Source organism: Gordonia sp. NPDC003422, assembly GCF_053588675.1.
This window is the reverse complement of the sequence record NZ_JBSFQL010000001.1, coordinates 266,039-284,035: the sequence shown is the minus strand read 5'-3', so window position 1 is coordinate 284,035 and position 17,997 is coordinate 266,039. Positions and strand designations below refer to the sequence as shown.

The 17,997-nt window shown below is 65.5% G+C and carries 18 protein-coding genes and 1 pseudogene; 5 read left to right on the top strand and 14 right to left on the bottom strand.

Going from position 1 to position 17,997, the window contains the following annotated elements:
- Positions 1-43: 43 nt before the first annotated feature.
- The 11 genes and pseudogenes from ACWDTF_RS01135 to ACWDTF_RS01085 all read right to left on the bottom strand — a co-directional run.
- Positions 44-319 (bottom strand): annotated as a pseudogene (locus ACWDTF_RS01135) (dihydrodipicolinate reductase); the annotation flags it as partial.
- Positions 304-864 (bottom strand): hypothetical protein, encoded by a 561-nt coding sequence (locus ACWDTF_RS01130; protein WP_449753855.1) that lies wholly within the window; start codon positions 862-864, stop codon positions 304-306. The pseudogene ACWDTF_RS01135 and the gene ACWDTF_RS01130, both read right to left, overlap by 16 nt.
- Positions 861-1,655 (bottom strand): serine/threonine protein kinase, encoded by a 795-nt coding sequence (locus ACWDTF_RS01125; protein WP_449753854.1) that lies wholly within the window; start codon positions 1,653-1,655, stop codon positions 861-863. Before ACWDTF_RS01125 ends, ACWDTF_RS01130 begins: the two co-directional genes overlap by 4 nt.
- Positions 1,656-1,670: 15 nt before the next feature.
- Positions 1,671-2,627, bottom strand: a complete 957-nt coding sequence (locus tag ACWDTF_RS01120; RefSeq protein ID WP_355274900.1) for an MlaD family protein — start codon at positions 2,625-2,627, stop codon at positions 1,671-1,673.
- Complete coding sequence (locus tag ACWDTF_RS01115; RefSeq protein WP_449753853.1) at positions 2,624-3,676, bottom strand: MlaD family protein; 1,053 nt, start codon at positions 3,674-3,676, stop codon at positions 2,624-2,626. The genes ACWDTF_RS01120 and ACWDTF_RS01115 overlap by 4 nt, the downstream gene beginning before the upstream one ends.
- On the bottom strand, positions 3,673-4,794 hold the full coding sequence (locus ACWDTF_RS01110; RefSeq protein ID WP_355274905.1) for an MlaD family protein: 1,122 nt from the start codon (positions 4,792-4,794) through the stop codon (positions 3,673-3,675). The genes ACWDTF_RS01115 and ACWDTF_RS01110 overlap by 4 nt, the downstream gene beginning before the upstream one ends.
- On the bottom strand, positions 4,794-5,822 hold the full coding sequence (locus ACWDTF_RS01105; RefSeq protein WP_240861365.1) for an MlaD family protein: 1,029 nt from the start codon (positions 5,820-5,822) through the stop codon (positions 4,794-4,796). The genes ACWDTF_RS01110 and ACWDTF_RS01105 overlap by 1 nt, the downstream gene beginning before the upstream one ends.
- Positions 5,819-6,838 (bottom strand): MlaD family protein, encoded by a 1,020-nt coding sequence (locus ACWDTF_RS01100; RefSeq protein WP_240861364.1) that lies wholly within the window; start codon positions 6,836-6,838, stop codon positions 5,819-5,821. Before ACWDTF_RS01100 ends, ACWDTF_RS01105 begins: the two co-directional genes overlap by 4 nt.
- Entirely contained in the window at positions 6,835-7,857 is a 1,023-nt protein-coding gene (locus ACWDTF_RS01095; protein ID WP_240861362.1) for an MlaD family protein, read from the bottom strand. The genes ACWDTF_RS01100 and ACWDTF_RS01095 overlap by 4 nt, the downstream gene beginning before the upstream one ends.
- The gene (locus tag ACWDTF_RS01090; protein ID WP_240861360.1) at positions 7,854-8,714 is read right to left on the bottom strand and encodes an MlaE family ABC transporter permease; all 861 of its coding nucleotides are present in this window, start codon (positions 8,712-8,714) and stop codon (positions 7,854-7,856) included. Before ACWDTF_RS01090 ends, ACWDTF_RS01095 begins: the two co-directional genes overlap by 4 nt.
- Positions 8,714-9,493 (bottom strand): ABC transporter permease, encoded by a 780-nt coding sequence (locus ACWDTF_RS01085; protein ID WP_240861358.1) that lies wholly within the window; start codon positions 9,491-9,493, stop codon positions 8,714-8,716. The genes ACWDTF_RS01090 and ACWDTF_RS01085 overlap by 1 nt, the downstream gene beginning before the upstream one ends.
- A gap of 288 nt (positions 9,494-9,781) precedes the next feature.
- Between ACWDTF_RS01085 and ACWDTF_RS01080 the strand changes: the two genes are divergently transcribed.
- From ACWDTF_RS01080 to pstB, 5 genes are all read left to right on the top strand, one after another.
- Positions 9,782-10,357 carry a TetR/AcrR family transcriptional regulator gene (locus ACWDTF_RS01080; protein ID WP_240861356.1) on the top strand — a complete coding sequence of 192 codons (576 nt, stop codon included), beginning with the start codon at positions 9,782-9,784 and terminating at the stop codon, positions 10,355-10,357.
- A 221-nt stretch (positions 10,358-10,578) separates the two neighbouring features.
- On the top strand, positions 10,579-11,655 hold the full coding sequence (gene pstS, locus ACWDTF_RS01075; RefSeq protein WP_240861354.1) for a phosphate ABC transporter substrate-binding protein PstS: 1,077 nt from the start codon (positions 10,579-10,581) through the stop codon (positions 11,653-11,655).
- Positions 11,656-11,797: 142 nt separating this feature from the next.
- Positions 11,798-12,832, top strand: a complete 1,035-nt coding sequence (pstC, locus tag ACWDTF_RS01070) for a phosphate ABC transporter permease subunit PstC (RefSeq protein WP_240861351.1) — start codon at positions 11,798-11,800, stop codon at positions 12,830-12,832.
- A 1-nt stretch (position 12,833) separates the two neighbouring features.
- Positions 12,834-13,733: a phosphate ABC transporter permease PstA gene (gene pstA, locus ACWDTF_RS01065; RefSeq protein ID WP_449753852.1), complete on the top strand. Its 900-nt coding sequence runs from the start codon at positions 12,834-12,836 to the stop codon at positions 13,731-13,733.
- A 61-nt stretch (positions 13,734-13,794) separates the two neighbouring features.
- Positions 13,795-14,571 carry a phosphate ABC transporter ATP-binding protein PstB gene (gene pstB, locus ACWDTF_RS01060; protein ID WP_355274918.1) on the top strand — a complete coding sequence of 259 codons (777 nt, stop codon included), beginning with the start codon at positions 13,795-13,797 and terminating at the stop codon, positions 14,569-14,571.
- A 216-nt stretch (positions 14,572-14,787) separates the two neighbouring features.
- On the opposite strand, the gene ACWDTF_RS01055 is transcribed toward pstB, so the two are convergent.
- From ACWDTF_RS01055 to ACWDTF_RS01045, 3 genes are all read right to left on the bottom strand, one after another.
- Complete coding sequence (locus ACWDTF_RS01055) at positions 14,788-14,937, bottom strand: hypothetical protein (protein WP_240861344.1); 150 nt, start codon at positions 14,935-14,937, stop codon at positions 14,788-14,790.
- A 97-nt stretch (positions 14,938-15,034) separates the two neighbouring features.
- Complete coding sequence (gene phoU / locus ACWDTF_RS01050) at positions 15,035-15,697, bottom strand: phosphate signaling complex protein PhoU (RefSeq protein WP_240861341.1); 663 nt, start codon at positions 15,695-15,697, stop codon at positions 15,035-15,037.
- Positions 15,698-15,795: 98 nt separating this feature from the next.
- On the bottom strand, positions 15,796-17,910 hold the full coding sequence (locus ACWDTF_RS01045) for an LCP family glycopolymer transferase (RefSeq protein WP_433256291.1): 2,115 nt from the start codon (positions 17,908-17,910) through the stop codon (positions 15,796-15,798).
- Positions 17,911-17,997: the final 87 nt, after the last annotated feature.

The following is a 17,997-nucleotide window of genomic DNA, read 5'->3' as shown; positions in this document are numbered from 1 at the left end:
GATTCGACCCGGTGACGAACTCGGCGCTGGTGACGACATTGATTCCGGCCCTCAGCAGCAATGCGACTTCGTTGACGTCGAAACGAAGCGGACTGTAGACGGCGCAGTCCGGATCGAGAGCGAGCAGCGAGTCGACGTCGTCGGTCGCGAGAACTCCCAGCTCGCTCCCGAGTCCGCAGAGCTCGCCGAGATCCACACCTACCTTTGCCGGCGAGTACGCAAATGCCCCGACCAACTCGAGGTCGGGCCGAGCGGCAACCGCCCGGACCGCCTCCTTCGCGACGTTCCCTGTTGTCCACTGAATCACCCGCAGAGGCATGAGTTCTCCATTCGCTGATTCCCGACCGAATGGCCTTCTTCCATGCCGGCTTCCGAACGCGCAGGCATGAGCATGACTCCGACGACCAGGCTCGACGCGAACAGCGCCAGGGCGGCCCACGGCCACCAGGTGAGGACCACCGAATCGGCGTCGAGGTCCACCGACCGTCCTATCGCGTCGATGCGGAGTGTGTCATCGACGAGGAACCACAAGACCGCGGCGATACCGATGGCGGACACCACGATCGCGAGGTAGGCGGCTGCCGACGAATGGTAGGACGGGCTCGTTCGCCACAGTGCGACGAAGGCCAGTACACACGCGGCGGCCAACAGCACTGCGCCGGTTGTCGTGCTGATACCTGTGCAGTGGAGGCTCTGTGCGGCTCCCGGCTGTTGCAGTTGCGCCGACGACAACTCGGCCCCCTGAGGAATGCGAGCACCCCGACCGCGCACCCACGGCATGAACACGGCGACCACCGCAGCCGCACTGAGCGCGAACAGCGTTACCGACCAACCGAACTCGCGATCGGCGCGTCGCGGCTTCACGGAGTCGGAGTCGCAGGCGTCGTTGCTGTCGGTGAGGCGTTCGGGGAGGCAGCGTCGTTGGGGGCAAGGTTTGGTGTCCCCGCACCATTGGAACCGTCCTGCGCCACACCCGCGATCCCCGCGACGTCGGTGATGAGCCAGTTGTCGTCTCGATCGAGGGTGATGGTGTAGGGAGTCACCGTGTTCAGACCGTTGGGGTTCTGGGTGCTGGTCATGTGCGTGGAGACGAACACCTGCACCACGAATTGTCGATCGGCTCGGACGTCGATGGTCTTCGCGGCGATCAGCTTGGCGGTCTGGCTCCACTGAACCTGTTGGATCAACGGGGTCAGGGTCTTGACGGCAACGTCGAAGCGGGAGGCCAGTTCGGGTGCCGTTCCCTTCTTCAGGGCCGCCGACCACGGAGCCAGGTCCTTGAAGTCGAAGGTCGCGGCTCCGACCGCGTAGTCGCCGGCTACGCGCTCGGCCGACTGTTTGTCCGCGGTGAGGTTCTCGGCAGCCGTCAGGTCTTTGGAACTCCGGTATGCGAGAACGCCGAAGACGGCCGCAGCCACCAGCGCGGCCAGACACAGCACCGTCATCCCGACGATCACCGGGTGCCGACGGGGGTTGAGGTTCTCGCTCAGTTGTTCGCGCACCGAGGGTTTGGTCACCGAGGGTTTGGCCGGTTCGGCAACCTTGGCTGTGGTCTTGGTTTCAGCAGCAACCACTTCGGTCTTGCCGACGTCAGAATCCGGCTCGGGATCGGTGTCCTGCAACTCGGCGAGGGCCTGGTGGACGTCGATGCTCATGGGCTGTTCCTCATCTCACTTGGGTATGGTCACGTTGAGTCGCAGACTGTTGCCCGGCATCATCTGCATGACCCGGTCGAGGAGCGTTGCGATGTCGAGATTGGCGAGCGTGGCACCCGAACGTTGCGCCGCGGGAAGCAATGTGGACGCCAACGTTCCGATCGGCGGCGCGATCTTGGCCACGAGGGGTGCCGACCTGTTCAGGACCGGCTTCCACCGCTCGCCGATCAACTCTCCGCCACGGGTGAAGTCCGCGAAGGGTTTGACGCTGTTGATCACGCGTCGCAGGCTCTCGCCCGCGTACAGCAACTCAGGTCGGGTAGGCCGCAGAGCCGGCCCAATCCACTGGCCGCGCTGCAACATCGAGGTCGCGTTGCCGATGATGGTCACCAAAGCGGGCTGCGAATAGATCATCGTCGCGGCCAGCACCTGAGCGGCCGGCGTCAGCCGGGCGACGGCATCCTGAGTCCCTTCCAGCGCTGTCGACAGCGTGGTGACAAGCCGATCGACCAACCCGGGATCGACCTGGTCGAGCAACTGCTGGGTGGAGCCGAGCAATTCGGGCACCGAGGCGGGCACGTCGACGACGTTGGCCGCCAACGTCTGACCATCCGCGATGACATCGTCGCCGCCGTACAGTGGCGGCACGACCGACACGCTCGACTCACCGAGCATCGACTGGGCCGCGATCTCGATCTGGCTGTCGACCGGGATCTCGTAGCGGGAGTCGTAGGCGATCGAGACCTCGACGGTCTTCCCGGCGTAGGCGACCGAGGTGACCTCGCCGATCGGCACACCCCGCAGCAGGACCGCAGATCCGGTGTGCAGCCCGTTGGAGGCGGGCACCGTCAACCACACGGTCGTCTTGTCGGTGAAGGGTTGCTGCGCAAGAACTCCGAAGGACAGGTACGCAGCCGATGCAACGAACACGGCGAGCGTTGCCAGGATGGAGACGAAGTACCGGATCGTCATCGCAGCGCCCCGATCATCCGCAACACCGACGACACCGAGGTCGTCACGTCCTTGTCGTCGACCGACAACTTGTCGACGGAGATCGCACCGTTCTTGACGAACGGCACCACCGACCTCTGTCCGACGTCGATCATCGCGCCGAGATTGCCGTTGAACTGCGTTGACCGAGCCGAGTAGCTGCGCAGCAGCGGAACGAGCTTGTCCAAGAACGGATTCAGTTGGGCGAGTCGAGGGGTCAGCCAGCTCAGACCGGCCGCCAAGGCACTCGACCCGGCGACCAGTTTGAAACCCTCGGTGACAGAATTGAAGACGGCCCGGAGACCGAATTGTCCTGCACCACTGAACGAATACGCGAGGGCGTCGGGGTTGGCGGCCATCTCGGCGGCGGCGGCCTGCAGGGAGGTGATCATCGAGTTCAGCTGACGGGTGCCCTGCGCGAGGTCGGCGATGTCCTCGGCACCGACACGCGAAGCGGCGGCGAGGTCGGCCCCGGGGACGTCGACCGACTGGTTGACCTTCCGGATCGATTCCTGCACTCGCAGAATCGAGCCGCCCGACATGAAGTCGGCAAGGTTGACGATGATGTCCTCCACCTGCGGACCAGGATCGGTGTCCGCCAACGGGATGACAGCGCCATCGTCGAGCATCGTCGATTCGCCGCCGCTCGCTGCCGGCGGCGGGATCAGGGCGACGTAGATGTCGCCGAGCAGGGTCGACTGGCGCAGCTCGGCGCGGGTTCCGGACGGGATGTGCGCCTGAGATTGCAGCCCCAGCCGCAACCGGGCAGCGTTGGGTACCAGGTCGATGGACTCCAGCGTGCCGATCTGGGTGCCCCGCGCGAGCACGCGGGCGCCCAGTGGCAGGTTGACCACCGAGGCGAAGTCGACGTAGAGGACCGCGCCGTCGGCCGACGACGTCACGCGCGGCAACAGCGATGCGGGACTCGTACTTCGGCCGACGACGACGATGACCAGAGCGGCCACCACCGCCAGCACGCACATCGCCATCTTGATTGTGTGACGGACATTTCCGCCTGCCCGACCGTTCACCTGGTACCTCCCTGCACCGCGCGTGCGACGAGTTCGGCCAGGTCCACATCGGAGACCGACGCCGTCCTCGGATTGCATCCTCCCGGGTCGGCCCGGTTGACGAGCGCACACAGCGTTGCGCTGTTCGGTGTTCGTACGGCCACCCGGGGGCCGCGGTAGGAGAGGTGGAAGGCTGCCGCGTTGCGGTTGACGGTCGTCGCCAGACTCGTTGCGATACCGGGGGTCTTCTCGAGGATCGTCTTGAGGTCGTCGGTGTGGGCGATCGCGACGTCGATGAAAGGTGTTGCGACGTCGCCCATGTCGAGAACCGGCGGCAGCACGTTGCCCAGCAGGTCATCGAGGCCCGGGCCCGACCGGCCCAGCCCGTCGAAGATGTACACGAAGTCCTCGAACAACCGCGCCATGAAATGGGTGAGAGTTGCCGCATTGATCCCGATCTCGCGAATACCGTCCCAGTTCTGGTTCGCCACGTTGGTCAGCACGGCCAAGTTGTCGAAGACGGTGCGCATCTGCCCGAGGAAGCGATCCGGGTCGGCCATCAGCCGCGAGAGATTGGTGACCGTCGCGTTGATGTCCTTGCCGGTGCCGTCGAGCTGACGGTCGGCGGCGGTGAGCAGCGCGCCCACCGGCGCGCCGGAATCGGTTCCCTTGCCGCCGACTTCGTTGAACATGGTGGTGAAGGACTGGAACGCGGTACTCACCGAGATGGGTGTATGGGATCTGTTCAGCGGTATGCACTGATCTGTGGCCAGTGTCTGACCGCCACGCGCTTCGCTGTCGACGAGCTCGATCCGACGGTCGGCGAGGACCGAGTTGTTCACTGCGACAAGACTTGTCTTGGCGCTGATCGAGCGGTCGATCCTCATGTCGACGGTGATGGTGTTGTCGTGCGCGGAGATTGCGGTCACCTTGCCGACCCGGACACCGCGAACGTTCACCGCGTTGCCGACGTAGAGCCCGGCCGCGTCGGGGAGCTGTGCGCACACCGGACGTGTGTCGTCGGCGGTCAGCCGCGAGTAGATCGTGACCGCACCGACCACCACGGCCACCGCGACGATCGCCGCCACCAGCGCGCGCTGCCTTCCACGGATCTCGGGCATGCCGAACTTGTTGGCCATCAGCAGGTCCTGCCGGCGATCGGGATGCAGATGACGGAGTCGTCGACGACGCTGTCGCCGAAGTCGAGCGAGACGCCATGGGGTGTCACGATCCTGGACAGTTGGTCGGCCATGGTCCGCAGCTGGCGAATGGCCTCGGCCATCCGTCGCGACATCTCGTTGGTCTGTCCGGCCATCGCGGCGAGCTTGTGCAGCGGCGGCTTGATCCGCTTCTGGTACGGGTCACCGAAGATGTCGCCCACGTAGAGAACCATTTCCGCGAGAGCGTCGTAGGTCAGGATGCCCCGATCCTTGTAGCCGATGATCAGGGGCAGCACGGACCGGATTCGGCGGATCATCTCGATCAACGTGTCGCGCTGGGCGACGAGGGCGGTGGTGTACTCCCCACCGAGATCGGCGATGCTCTGGATCTGACGTTGCTGCTCGTCCAACAGGGCAGTGATGTCGGCCGCATTGGTGAGGATCCCACGCACCGCCCCTGGCGCGGCGTCGAGACTGCGGGTGGTGGCCACGGCGGTTCCGCGTAGCGTCAGCGCGTCGATGCGACCCACCGTGGAGGCCGCCGAGTCCAGCACCTCGCCGGTCGAGTAGGGGATCGAAACCCGCTGCGCGGGAATGGGGGTGTCACCGAGTGGTGTTCCGCCAGAAGGCAGCAGCGCGACGTAGGTTCCGCCCACGACGGTCAGCATCCGCACTTGCATGGACGTCTGATCGCCGACGAAGACGGAGGATTCGACGTCGAGCGTGACATCGACGTGACCGTCGCCGAGCGTCACGTCGCTGACCTTGCCGACCGGGATTCCGGCGACGCGAACCTCTGTGCCGCTGGTGATTCCGCCGCTCTCGCTCATCACCGCGTGATACTGCACGCGCCCAGGGGGTTTGAGATAGAAGAACGACGTCACCGCCACCAGGATCGCGACGGCCACCACGAGTCCGAATGCCCACGCCAGTTCGCCGCGGCGGCCGATCTCGTCGCGCACGGCGAAGTCCTCCAGCCTCGAGAGGACGGGAACCCGTTTGCTCATTTCCGGCACAGCGTCACCTTCCCGCCCCCGAGCAGGATGGTGCCCATCGCCGGCAATGCCACCTCGCCGTGTGAGCAATTGGCATCAAATCCGTACTGGCCCATGGTCGCGTTCACCGTCGACAACATGGTCGGCACCAAGCCGAGAACCTCGGTCAATTTCGTGGTGTCCGGGACCAACTCCAGGATTCTCCGAGAGATCTGGTCGTGGCCGCCCAGTCCGACGTCGAAGCTGCTCTTCATCAGATCGACGATCGGCGGAAACACCTGCGAGCCGGTTCCGAATGCCGCCTTCAACAGATCCAGCCGGTTCTCCAGGGTGTCGAAGAGCATGCCCATGTTCGTCATCAAGGCGTTGATCATCGACGACTTGCCTTGCAGCTGTGCGGATACCGTCGCCAGGTTCGCCAAGATCACGGTGATCATCGCGCGTTTGTTGGTGGCGAACTGGGCAAGTCGGTCGATGTCACCGAGGACCGTGCCTATTCCGACCCCGTCCTCGCCCTGGATGAGGTGCAGCAGATTGGTGGCGAAGGTGTTGAAGACCGCTGGGTCTGCGCCGGTGAGGATCGGTCGAAGTCCGTTGAACAGCTTGGTGATGTCGAAGGAGCCGATCGTCCTCGACACCGGAATGGTGTGGTCGGGATCGATCGCCTGACCCTCGCCCGATGCTGCGTCGGGCCGGGTGATCGCGATGTATCGCTGCCCGACGAGGTTCTGAAAGCGAATCGCGAGCTGGTCTTTGTCGGTGAGCCGGTTGTCGGTGCGCACCGACAACTCGACCTGCGCGACGCCCGAGGGCTGCAGGTCGATGTCGAGTACCTTCCCGACCGCGACCCCTCGGATACGGACGTCGGCGTTCTTGTGTAGCCCGAACACATCGCTGAATTCGGCTCGGTAGGTTTCGGTGTCGCCGCCGACCGGACGGTTGATGGCCGTGACAATGGCATACACGGCAAGGATCACCACGCTGGCGACCAGCAGCAGGCGCATGAGTGCAGATCGGGCGCTTCTCATGGTTTACCTCGCAGCCCGGCCAGCAGCTGATTGACCGGTGTGGAGAATCCGGGGACCAACTCGAGGTTCACCTCGGTCGACAGCGTCGTCCTGCCGGTTCGCGGATCCGTGTGAAAGGCGTTGCCAAATCGGTGAATTGCTTGTGCGAGCTGTGATGGGGTCACCCCACGCAGCGCGGTACCCAGCGGCGTCGCATACGCGTTGGCCAGATCGAGAACCGCACCAAAACCGCTCATACCGTTGAAGAGGGCGCCGAGACCGGAGAACAGGTCGCCGATGTCCCCGATCATGCTCGTCACGCTCTCGGTGTAGGGCTTGTCAGCGAGGAGCGGGGTGGTCAGGGTGATCTCCAGCCCGCTGATCGCCGATGCCCCGGCCACCGCCAGACCGTTGAAAGCGTCTGTCGCAACGGGCAAGAGTGTCTTGATGCGCGCCGTCTGACCGCGTTGCAACGTCTGAAGGGCGACGGTCGTCGCTGTCATGAAGGGTGCGAGCCTCGTGGTCGTGTCACTGAGATTCCGCAGCAGCACGGTGAGTTCGGGGGTGAGGACCGGCAGGGTGAGCCTGCCGGCACTGCGCATGATCGCGGTCATCGTGTTGTCGGCCGGCGCCTGTTGCAGCTCGATGACGCTGCCCGAGCGGACCGGGACGCCGGTGGTCGCCGGCCCCAAGCGCACGGCATCGGACCCGAACAGGTTGCGGGAGACAAAACTGACCGCCGAATCGTTGGTCAGCTCGCCGATCTCCGAACGTTCGGCACAGATCGTCAGTCGCGTCGAATACGGCTGCGACGTGTCGAGCCCGCAGACGGAACCGATCGTCTCGCCGCGGACGTCGACCGGCACCCCGATCTGGATGCCGTCGGGCACGGCCGGCGCCAGGACGTCGAACTCCACCATTCCGTCGTCACCCGAGAAGGGTTTGACGACAACCAATGTCACGATCGCCGCCAGCACCGCGACGGTGACGATGCCACGCAGTCGCAGTGTTCGCGCCGAGCGCCCACGTGCAGCGCTCATGCGAAGTTCAATCCCGAGTTCAGCCCCCAGAACATCAGCGACATCGCCATGTCGGTGGTGACGATGAGCACGAGGCTCGCGCGAATCGCCCGGCCCGAGGCGATGCCGACCCCTTCCGGTCCGCCGTGCGCGAAGAAGCCGTAGTAGGTGTGCGCGATGATCACGACGATCGCGAAGACCACCACCTTCAATGTCGAGTACACGACGTCGACCGGACTCACGAACGCCTCGACGTAACGGTCGTATGCGCCGGCCGACTGTCCGTAGAAGACACTGACGACGATTCGCGACGACAGGTATGCCAAACACAGCGAGACCAGATAGAACGGCACGATCGCGAGGACGCCGGCCACCACCCGGGTGCCGACGACGAACGGGATGGGCCGGATGGCCTGTGCCTCGAGCGCGTCGATCTCCTCAGAGATGCGCATCGAGCCGATCTCGGCGGTCATGCGGCATCCGGCCTGCGCGGCGAACCCGACCGCGGCGATGATGGGCGCCATCTCGCGGGTGGCGGCGTATCCGGTGATGAGGCCGGCCATCGGCGAGAGATTGAGCGACGACAGACTCGTGACACCCAGGATGCCGATCATGCCGCCGACCGACAGGCCGAGGATGGCGAGAACGCTCGCGATACCGCCGCCCACCATGAACGAACCGTTGCCCCAGGTGACCTCGGCAAACGCTGCGAGGGTCTGTTTACGGTAGGCGCGCAGAGTATGTGGCAACCCCGCGATCACGTCGAGGACGAAACTCGTCTGCCGTCCGATGTGCTCGAACGGCTGCCCGGTCGCGTCTGCGGCACGGCGCAGTCTCATGCCCCGCGCGCTGGGTATCAGGGTGGGTGTCGGCGCCATCAGATCACCTGCACCGGAATGAACAGGGTCGTCACCTGCGTGATGATCACGTTGATCACCATCGACGCGACGATCCCCAGGACGACTGCCGCGTTGACGGCGTCGGCCACACCTCGCGCACCGCCGGCGGCCTCGAGGCCACGACGAGCTGCGATGACGACCACCACGAATCCGAAGACCACCGATTTACCCAGACAGATCCACAGGTCGGTGGTCGAGGCATAACTGCCGAAGGACTGCCAGTACGAGCCGGCGACCACACCCTGCCCGGTGATGGCGACGATGAAGCTCGCAGCCACCGCGATCACGATGATCAGGATCGACAGCACCGGAGCCACGATCACCATCGCCACCATCCGCGGCGCGACGAGGCGTCGGGTGGGGTCGATTCCGAGTACCCGCATCGCATCGATCTCCTCGCGAACGGTCCGGGCCCCGAGGTCCGCGGTGATGGCCGAGGCGCCCGCACCGCCGAGCAGAAGTGCGGCCGCCATGGGTGCCCCCTGCTGGATGACTCCCATGCCACCGACCGCGCCGGCCATCGAGGTGGCGCCGAGGTTGCTGGTCAGACCGCCGATCTGCACCGCGATGATCACACCGAACGGGACCGACATCAGCAGCGCCGGCAACACGGTGATGCTCAGCAGAAACCAGGCCTGGACCACGGTCTCACGCACCGGGAAGCGTCCACCGGCCATGTCCATGGCCGCAATGAGCGGAGTCCGGGCACCGAGCCGGACCGTGCGGCCGAAGCTCTGCGCACTGGTGGCGAGTGGCACCGGCGCCCCCATTCCTCGGTCAAGCACTTGCTTGGTTTTGAAACGCCCACGAACCCCTTGTTTCAGATTGTGAGCTTGAGCGAGTATCACACAAAGAGGTGTCCCGTGTCACACCCCCATCACGAAATGACGCTTCACAAGGGGATATGGCTGCTCGGGCGGATGCCTCTGGGTGCGATATTCGATCTGACCGGGTCCTGCGGTGTGTACATCCATGAGAAGAACGCGTCGTGTACGTTCAGAAGTGTGAGCGTCGCCACCAAGCATCGGACACGCGCTGATCGGCGCATGACGATCGAAAGCGCGCAGGCCGACGCCATCGCCGATGCGGCCGCCGACGAGATTCGGCGCTCCGGAGTGCGCGGCGCCAACCTCGAGCGCATCGCTGCTGACGCCGGAGTCAGCCGCAGCACCCTGTACCGCCGATTTCCGAAGAAGGAAGATCTGCTCGGCGCGGTCGTGGAACGTCTACGACGCGGCTATGCCCGGCAGGTCGTCATGTCGACCGCCGGGAAAAACCCCCGAGACGCCGTTGTCGAGACATTCGTGATCGGAGTGCTCGGCATTCGCACAGACGACCTGGTGAGAAAGATCGTCGCCGACACTCCCGACGCCTTGGGCATGTTCGTCGGATTCGATACGGCCCAGGTCGAGGATCTCGTCGAGGCGTTCAGTCAAGGCATCGCCGCAAACCTGAGGAGCGCCGGTGCATCGATGCCCGAGGAGGACCTGAGGCATGCAGCCGAACTGGTGTTCCGGATGCTCACTTCGCTTGCCTTGACCCCGACGCGAGCCCTCGATATCGACGACGCCGAGTCGGTGCGCAGTTACGCTGCCAAATTCATCGCGCCGATGATCTGGTGAGCTCTCGCGCCTGCGCCCAGCAATAGGTGCATGCACCCTATGCCCGCATTGCGGAATTTCTCGCGACAGCGGCGAGTTGGCGTGCCCAATTCATCTTCCGTTCACCTCCCGTAGGCCACTGGTCCACCGCTCACCCATAGCTTCAATTCGGACACTCCGGGCCCACCGGCACGCCCCCCAATGCGTGTGCCGGCGCACCTGAACGAAAGGCAACACCAGCAGTGAAGATCAAGCGGAATCCCGCCCTGGCTGCGGTCTCGACCCTCGCGGCTCTCACCCTTGCCATGACGGCGTGCAGCAGCGACGAGACCCAGACCATCAGTGGTGAGGGATCGACTGCCCAGCAGAAGGCCATGGAGAGCTTCAGCAACATGCTGGCCGAGAACAGCAACATCGTTCTCGACTACACCGGCAGCGGCTCGGGCGACGGCATCAAGAAGTTCATCGCAGGCGACGTCGACTTCGCCGGCTCCGACTCGGCCCTCAAGGACGACGAGGTGGCAAAGGCCACCGCCCGCTGTGGCAACAACCCCGCCTGGCACATCCCGCTGGTCGTCGGCCCGGTGGCGCTGGCCTACAACCTCCCCGGCGTCGACAAGCTGAACCTGAACCCGACGGTCCTCGCCGGCATCTTCGACTCCAAGATCGCCACGTGGAACGACCCGCAGATCGCGGCCCTCAACCCCGGCGTCGCGCTGCCATCCACCAAGATCGTGCCGGTGCACCGCTCCGACAGCTCGGGCACCACCGACAACTTCCAGTACTTCCTCTCGTCGTCGGCCCCGCAGGCCTGGACCTACGGCCACGGCAAGGAGTTCAAGGGCAAGGGTGGTTCGGCCGCGGCCAAGTCGACCGGCGTCGGCAACACCGTCAAGGCGACCCCGGGCTCCATCACCTACGTCGAGTGGGGCTTCGCCACCGAGAACAAGCTCGGTGTCGCCCAGATCGACTTCGGTTCGGGCGCCGTTCCGCTGAACGCCGACACCACGGCTGCTGCGCTGAACAACGTCACCTTCAAGAAGCCGGGCAGCAAGGACCTCGAGGTCGACACCGCCGCGCTGTTCGCGTCGAAGGCTCCGGGCACCTACCCGCTGCTGCTGACCACCTACGAGATCGTGTGCTCGACCGGCTACAGCGACTCCGCCACCAGCACCACGCTGAAGGATGCCTTCACCAAGATCCTCAACGACGGTCAGGCGGCCCTGCCGGATCTCGGCTACGTCCCGCTGCCTGCGCAGTACAAGGCCACTCTGCAGGGCACGGTTGACGCGCTTGCTCCTGCCGGCGGCAACGCATAACCGAAGATACCGACGATGATGTGCGCGGGGCCGCTTCGCGTTGCGGTCCCGCGCACGTCGTTGAGAGACTGATGCGGACTCCCAGCGTGTCCGCGCGACGCCGGAGAGTGGCTCGATGACCAAAGCCGATTCAGAAGGACGCATGACCTCCATCAGTAAAGAAGAGGGCGCCCTGCCACCCCCGGGTGACGGCTCCGATTCACCGGTGCCCACGCCCGACGACAAACAGCCCGGCGGCCTGCACGCCGCAGCACACCACCGGCTCGCCGACCAGATCTTCCGCTCCCTGGCGGTCGGCTCCGGTTTCGTGGTGTCGATCGTCATCGGGTTGATCGCGATATTCCTCATCGCACAAGCGGCCCCGTCGCTTGCCAAGAACTCCGAGAACTTCTTCACCTACTCCGGCCCGTGGGTCACCTCGGGCAGCGAACTCGCCTTCGGTATCCCGCAGCTCTTCTACGCCACGATGGTCGTGTCGATCATCGCGCTGCTGATCGCGATGCCGGTCGCCCTGGCGATCTCGATCTTCCTCACCGAGTACGCGCCCAAGCGTCTGATCGGACCGGTCACCTACACCGTCGACCTCCTCGCGGCCGTCCCGTCGATCGTCTACGGCCTCTGGGGCATTCTGGTGCTCGGGCCCGCGCTGGTTCCGGTCAACAACTGGCTGGTCGCCAATCTCGGGTTCCTGCCGTTCTTCCAGGAGCCCACCCAGGTGGCCAACATGTCGACCGGCGGCACGCTGCTCACCGCCGGCATCGTCCTGGCGGTGATGATCCTGCCGATCATCACCGCGGTGACCCGCGAGGTCTTCATGCAGACCCCCAAGGGGCATCGCGAAGCGGCACTTGCGTTGGGCGCGACCAAGTTCGAGGTCGTCAAGCTCGCCGTCATGCCGTTCGGTTTCTCCGGTTACATCAGCGGTTCGATGCTCGGCCTCGGTCGCGCCCTCGGCGAGACGATGGCCCTGCTGCTGATCATCTCGACCGTCGGCCCGATGGACTTCAACCTGATGGAGAGCGGCGAGACGTTCGCGACCAAGATCGCCAACAACGCGGCGGAGTTCGACTCGCCGGCCAAGACCGGCGCCTACATCTCCGCGGGTCTGACGCTGTTCGTCTTGACCTTCATCGTCAACGCGGCAGCTCGCGCCGTCATCACCGGAAAGAAGAAGTGATATGAGCGTCACCACCGAGACGTCGACCGACCCGGTCAAGAAGCGCCCGTCCGGTTTCACGCCGCTGTCCGCGCGTCGACGGTTGACCGACAGTTCGGTCAAGATCCTGGTCATTGCGTCGCTCGGCGTCGCGCTGGTCCCGTTGGTCTGGCTGGTCGTGACGCTGGTCGCCAATGGCATCGAACCCATCCTCGACCCCGAATGGTGGACCAAGCCCGAGCTGAAGGGCGGCGCCGCCAACGCCATCGTCGGCACGCTCATCCAGACGGCGATCGCGGCGATCATCTCGATCCCGCTCGGCATCTTCGTCGCGATCTACCTGGTCGAATACAGCACGGGTAAGTCGGTCCTGGCCCGCACCACGACCTTCATGGTCGACATCCTCTCGGGTGTGCCGTCCATCGTCGCCGCACTGTTCGTGTACGCGGTGTGGCGCACGACGCTCGGGCTGCCGCGATCGGGTTTCGTGGTCGCCATCGCGCTGGTGCTGCTGATGGTGCCGCTGGTGGTCCGTGCCACCGAGGAGATGCTCAAGATCGTCCCGCAGGACCTGCGCGAGGCAGCCTACGCCCTCGGCATTCCGAAGTGGAAGACGATCCTGCGGGTCGTCCTGCCGACCGCGATGTCGGGCATCATCACCGGCGTCATGCTCGCCATCGCCCGCGTCATGGGTGAATCCGCGCCGGTGCTGATCCTCGTCGGGTCGACGCGGGCGATGAACTGGAATCCCTTCGACGGCAACCAGGAATCGCTGCCGCTGATGATGGTGCAGCAGTACAACAACGGGCCCGGTGCCCTGGACCTGGTGTGGGGTGCGGCCCTGACCCTCGTCATCCTGGTCGCCCTCGTCTACTTCAGCGCCAAGTGGGTGGCCAAGATCTTCGCCCCCAAGACCTCCTGACCCTTCGAGGCTCGCTCCGCTCACACCTCAGGGAGCGGCTCACACAGATCGGAACACAGCAATGGCCAAGCGGCTCGACATCAAAGACCTGAACATCTACTACGGCAGCTTCCACGCGGTCAAGGACGTCACCCTCGACGTGCCGCCGCGCTGCATCACCGCCTTCATCGGGCCGTCCGGTTGCGGCAAGTCGACGGTGCTTCGGACCCTGAACCGCATGCACGAGGTGACGCCCGGCGCCTACGCGACCGGCAGCGTCCTGCTCGACGGTGAGGACATCTACGGCAAGGGCGTCGACCCGGTCAGCGTCCGCTCCACCATCGGCATGGTGTTCCAGCGCCCCAACCCGTTCCCGACGATGTCGATCCGCGACAACGTCGTGGCCGGCCTCAAACTGCAGGGAGTCCGTGGCAAGTCGGAGCTCGACGAGGTCGCCGAGCGCAGCCTGCGCGGCGCCAACCTGTGGGAAGAGGTCAAGGATCGCCTCGACAAGCCGGGCGGTGGTCTCTCGGGCGGTCAGCAGCAGCGTCTGTGCATCGCGCGTGCCATCGCGGTGTCGCCGGACGTGCTGCTCATGGACGAGCCCTGCTCCGCCCTCGACCCGATCTCGACGCTGGCCATCGAGGATCTGATGGGCGAGCTGAAGAAGGAGTACACGATCGTCATCGTCACCCACAACATGCAGCAGGCTGCGCGTGTGAGTGACCAGACCGCGTTCTTCAACCTCGAGGGCATCGGGCAGCCGGGGCAGCTCGTGGAGATCAACGACACCGAGACGATGTTCTCCAACCCGCTCAAGCGGGAGACCGAGGACTACATCTCCGGTCGCTTCGGCTGAGCAGACCCACCCGCCGGCTGGGGTGACCCCTCCCGCCGGCTGAGGTGCGAGGAGCGCTAGCGACGAGCCTCGAAGGCCCCTGGTGAGATGACATTTCTTGTCTCACCAGGACCCTTCGAGGCTCGCTTCGCTCGCACCTCAGGGAGCGGTGGGGCTTTCGCTCGCACCTCAGGGAGCGGTGGGGCTTTCGCTCGCACCTCAGGGAGCGGTAGGGAACTACATACTCAGCAGCAAGATCACCAGAAGCGCGACCAGTGAGGCGGTCACGCCCAGGTAGGTCATGATCTGGCGCCGGTGCGCGGCAGCTTCCGCGTCGTGCTCGGACACCGCGTTGAAGTCGGGCTCGGTTGGATAGTGGAGACCCATTCGGCCACCTTAACGCCGGGTGAGTCCGCAGGTGAAATCGAAGCGGGGCCGCTCACAGTGTGAACGGCCCCGTGTCGACGAGCACACCGCACCGGCGTCAGGAAACCTCTTGGTACTGCTCGGGGGTCTGGCCGGTGGCCTGGAAGACGACGCGACGCCCGATGAGGACGGCGTGGTCGGCGAAGCGCTCGTAGAAGCGGCCGAGCAGGGTCACGTCGACGGCGGCGGCGACGCCGTGGCTCCATTCCCGGTCCATCAGCACGGTGAACAGGTGACGATGCAGGTCGTCCATCGCGTCGTCGTCTTCCTGCAGTCGCACCGCGGCCTCGGGGTCCTGGGTGTTGAGCACCTCGCGAGCGTTGTGTGCCAGCTTCACGGCCAGCCGGCCCATCTCGGCGAAGTAGCCGTTGACCTCTTCGGGAAGGGCCTTGGCGGGGTGGCGTCGTCGGGCGATCTTGGCGACGTGCAGGGCGAGCGCGCCCATGCGGTCGACATCGGCGACGATCTGGAAGCCACTGACGATCCCACGCAGGTCGCCCGCGACCGGGGCCTGCAGTGCGAGCAGGGCAAACGCCTGCTCCTCGGCCCGCGCCGACAGCTCGCTCATGCGGTCGTTGTCGGTGATGACCTCTTCGGCGACGGCGAGGTCGGCCTGCAGGAGAGCCTGGGTGGCCCGGGCCATCGCCGCGCCGGCGAGTTCACACATCTCTCCGAGGATGCTGTTGAGCGCCTCGAGCTGCTCATGGTAGGCGGTACGCATAGGCCAAGTTTACGTGTTCTGGCTGGTATTCCCCGAGCCGGCGCAATGAACACACCGTGAACGGGGGCGTACGAGTCTGTTCGGCAGTATTCGTCCGGCTACGCGCAGGTGGTGTCGCCGGCGTTGGTGATGGCCAGGTCGTTGGGCAGGTTGTTGACCCGCACCGACGGCGGCAACTGGTTCACCGTCAGCGTGCTCCCGGCTTCCGGTGCGCTACCCACGCTTCCCGTGAAGCCACTTCCCAAGATGACCTCCACACCCGACCGGACCGTGCGGTCGGACTGAATGGTGGCACCCGGAATCGTCGCGGCCAGCGTTGCCGCCGCGTCCTGCTGACCGGGTCCGTAACGGACCACGGTGTCCGCGCGGCTCTCCGACGCGTCGGCGACACCGCGGACGTCGAACCCCTGTGCGGCGAGTTGTTCGGAGACCCCGGCCGCCAGACCGGTCTGGCCGCTGCCGTTGAGCACCCGCACGCCGACGTTGGCCGGGCTCTGCGCGGTCGCGGTGACCCGGCTCGGTGTGTCGGGCGTGGTGGTGCTTCCGGCGGTGTTGTCGGTGGTGGTCGTGCTCTTCTTCGGCGCCGACTTACGCCCGGTCTCCCGCGGGAGTGCCTGGTCGTCGATGATCGCGTTGAAGATCGCGTTGATGCCCTCGGTGTTCGGCAGTTCGTTGTTGCTGCCGTCGGTGGCGGTGCCCGTCGTCGGGATGGTGATGAAGGAGACCTTGCCGGCTTCGATGCCCTGCATCGATTCGGCGAGGTCCAGCAACGACTCGGTGTTCACGTTCTGCACGAGGCTGTAGTCGATGAACGTGTTGATGATCTTGTTGAGTTTGCTCGGATTGGACAGCACGTCGCCGGACAGCGTCGAGCGCAGCAGCGACGACATGAACAGCTGCTGGCGCTTGATGCGGCCGTAGTCGCCGTTGCCCTCCGACGCGATCGTCCGGGCCCGCACATAGTTGAGGGCCTTGCGTCCCTTGAGTTTCTGCTTTCCGGGTCGCTTGAGGATGTCGCCGAGTTCGTAGTCGTAGAGCGAGGTGGTCGAGCACACCTCGACACCACCGACGGCGGTGACGACCTTCTCGAATCCGTAGAAGTCCATCGCGATGAAGTGGTTGATGTTGAGGCCGCTCATCGCGGTCAGCGTGCGCACCAGACAGGACGGGCCGCCCTCGGCGTAGACGCTGTTCAGTTTGACGCCGGACGCCGCATAGAGCGTGTCGCCGTAGGACTGGTTGGAGTTGTCCCACTGCTGGCACTCGGGCCGGTCGACCGCGAGGTCTCGTGGGAACGAAACAGCCACCACGCGTTCACGATTGGCCGGGATGTTCACCAGGATGACGGTGTCGGAGCGGGCGCCCTGGATCTCGGTGTCGTCACCGGCACCGACCTTGGAGTTCTTGCCGCCGCGCGTGTCGGTGCCGACGATCAGGTAGGTCTCGTCGCCGTACTGCGCGTCTTTGTTGCGGATGTTCTTGTCGTCGGGGTCGATCGCGGCGATGGTTCGCCAGCTGCCGTTCCAATGCTTGAGGTAGCCCCAGGCGAAGCCGGTGCCGACCAAGGCGCACACGCAGGCCAGGGCCACCAGCACACGTCCGGTGATGGTGGCGCGCCGCGCGACCGATCGGCGCCGCTCGGGGTCCTCTGGGTGGCGCTTGGGTGTGGACCGGGTGGGGAGCTGCGCGCTGAGGTCCGGGGTGGGCTGCAGGGGAGCGGCATGGGTTTCCTGCGCACGCGACTCGGCGATGGCGCGCTTGGCGGTGGTGCGATCGGACAGGTCGACGCCTGCGTCGCCGGTGACCGTCGGGATCTTCTGGGTCGCGTCGTTGTCGAACCGATGAGCCGCCGTCGGGTTCTCGTCCGGGGCGGGCTGTCGCGGTGCAGGTGGTGGTGCAGGGGCCGGGGTGGGCGCCGCCGGTCGCGGCGGCTCCTCGGCATTCATCTGCTCCATGAGCTCGCGAACGGTCAGCCGCGTGCGTCCTCGCACGTAACGGTCTGATCCGCGGGGTTCCCGGAGGCTCGGATGGGCGGCCGATGCCGGTGGCGGCGTCGTGTTCGGGGCGGTCGGATCGCTGGTCGGTGTCTTGTCGCCGAACTTCTCGCGAAAGTCGTTGGCGTCCCGGTCGCGTCCGGCGCGACGGCTGCGACGGGGGCGTCTGCCCCCGGCATCCGGCTCCGGACCGTCGGGTCCTGATGTCCAACGACTCACGTGGCTTCCTCGCGACCCCGAACGTGGAATGCGCGCCGCCGCTCTACTGGGGTCTTACGCTGCGGCGCGCACCATTACATGGTCCCG

Excerpts from the sequence above, each read along its gene's own strand:
- ACWDTF_RS01125 (WP_449753854.1), bottom strand. The coding sequence starts at position 1,655 with ATGAGCATCGACGTCCACCAGGCCCTCGCCGAGTTGCAGGACACCGAT.
- ACWDTF_RS01120 (WP_355274900.1), bottom strand. The coding sequence starts at position 2,627 with ATGACGATCCGGTACTTCGTCTCCATCCTGGCAACGCTCGCCGTGTTC.
- ACWDTF_RS01110 (WP_355274905.1), bottom strand. The coding sequence starts at position 4,794 with ATGGCCAACAAGTTCGGCATGCCCGAGATCCGTGGAAGGCAGCGCGCG.
- ACWDTF_RS01105 (WP_240861365.1), bottom strand. The coding sequence starts at position 5,822 with ATGAGCAAACGGGTTCCCGTCCTCTCGAGGCTGGAGGACTTCGCCGTG.
- ACWDTF_RS01100 (WP_240861364.1), bottom strand. The coding sequence starts at position 6,838 with ATGAGAAGCGCCCGATCTGCACTCATGCGCCTGCTGCTGGTCGCCAGC.
- ACWDTF_RS01095 (WP_240861362.1), bottom strand. The coding sequence starts at position 7,857 with ATGAGCGCTGCACGTGGGCGCTCGGCGCGAACACTGCGACTGCGTGGC.
- ACWDTF_RS01090 (WP_240861360.1), bottom strand. The coding sequence starts at position 8,714 with ATGGCGCCGACACCCACCCTGATACCCAGCGCGCGGGGCATGAGACTG.
- ACWDTF_RS01080 (WP_240861356.1), top strand. The coding sequence starts at position 9,782 with ATGACGATCGAAAGCGCGCAGGCCGACGCCATCGCCGATGCGGCCGCC.
- pstC (WP_240861351.1), top strand. The coding sequence starts at position 11,798 with ATGACCTCCATCAGTAAAGAAGAGGGCGCCCTGCCACCCCCGGGTGAC.
- pstA (WP_449753852.1), top strand. The coding sequence starts at position 12,834 with ATGAGCGTCACCACCGAGACGTCGACCGACCCGGTCAAGAAGCGCCCG.
- pstB (WP_355274918.1), top strand. The coding sequence starts at position 13,795 with ATGGCCAAGCGGCTCGACATCAAAGACCTGAACATCTACTACGGCAGC.
- ACWDTF_RS01055 (WP_240861344.1), bottom strand. The coding sequence starts at position 14,937 with ATGGGTCTCCACTATCCAACCGAGCCCGACTTCAACGCGGTGTCCGAG.
- phoU (WP_240861341.1), bottom strand. The coding sequence starts at position 15,697 with ATGCGTACCGCCTACCATGAGCAGCTCGAGGCGCTCAACAGCATCCTC.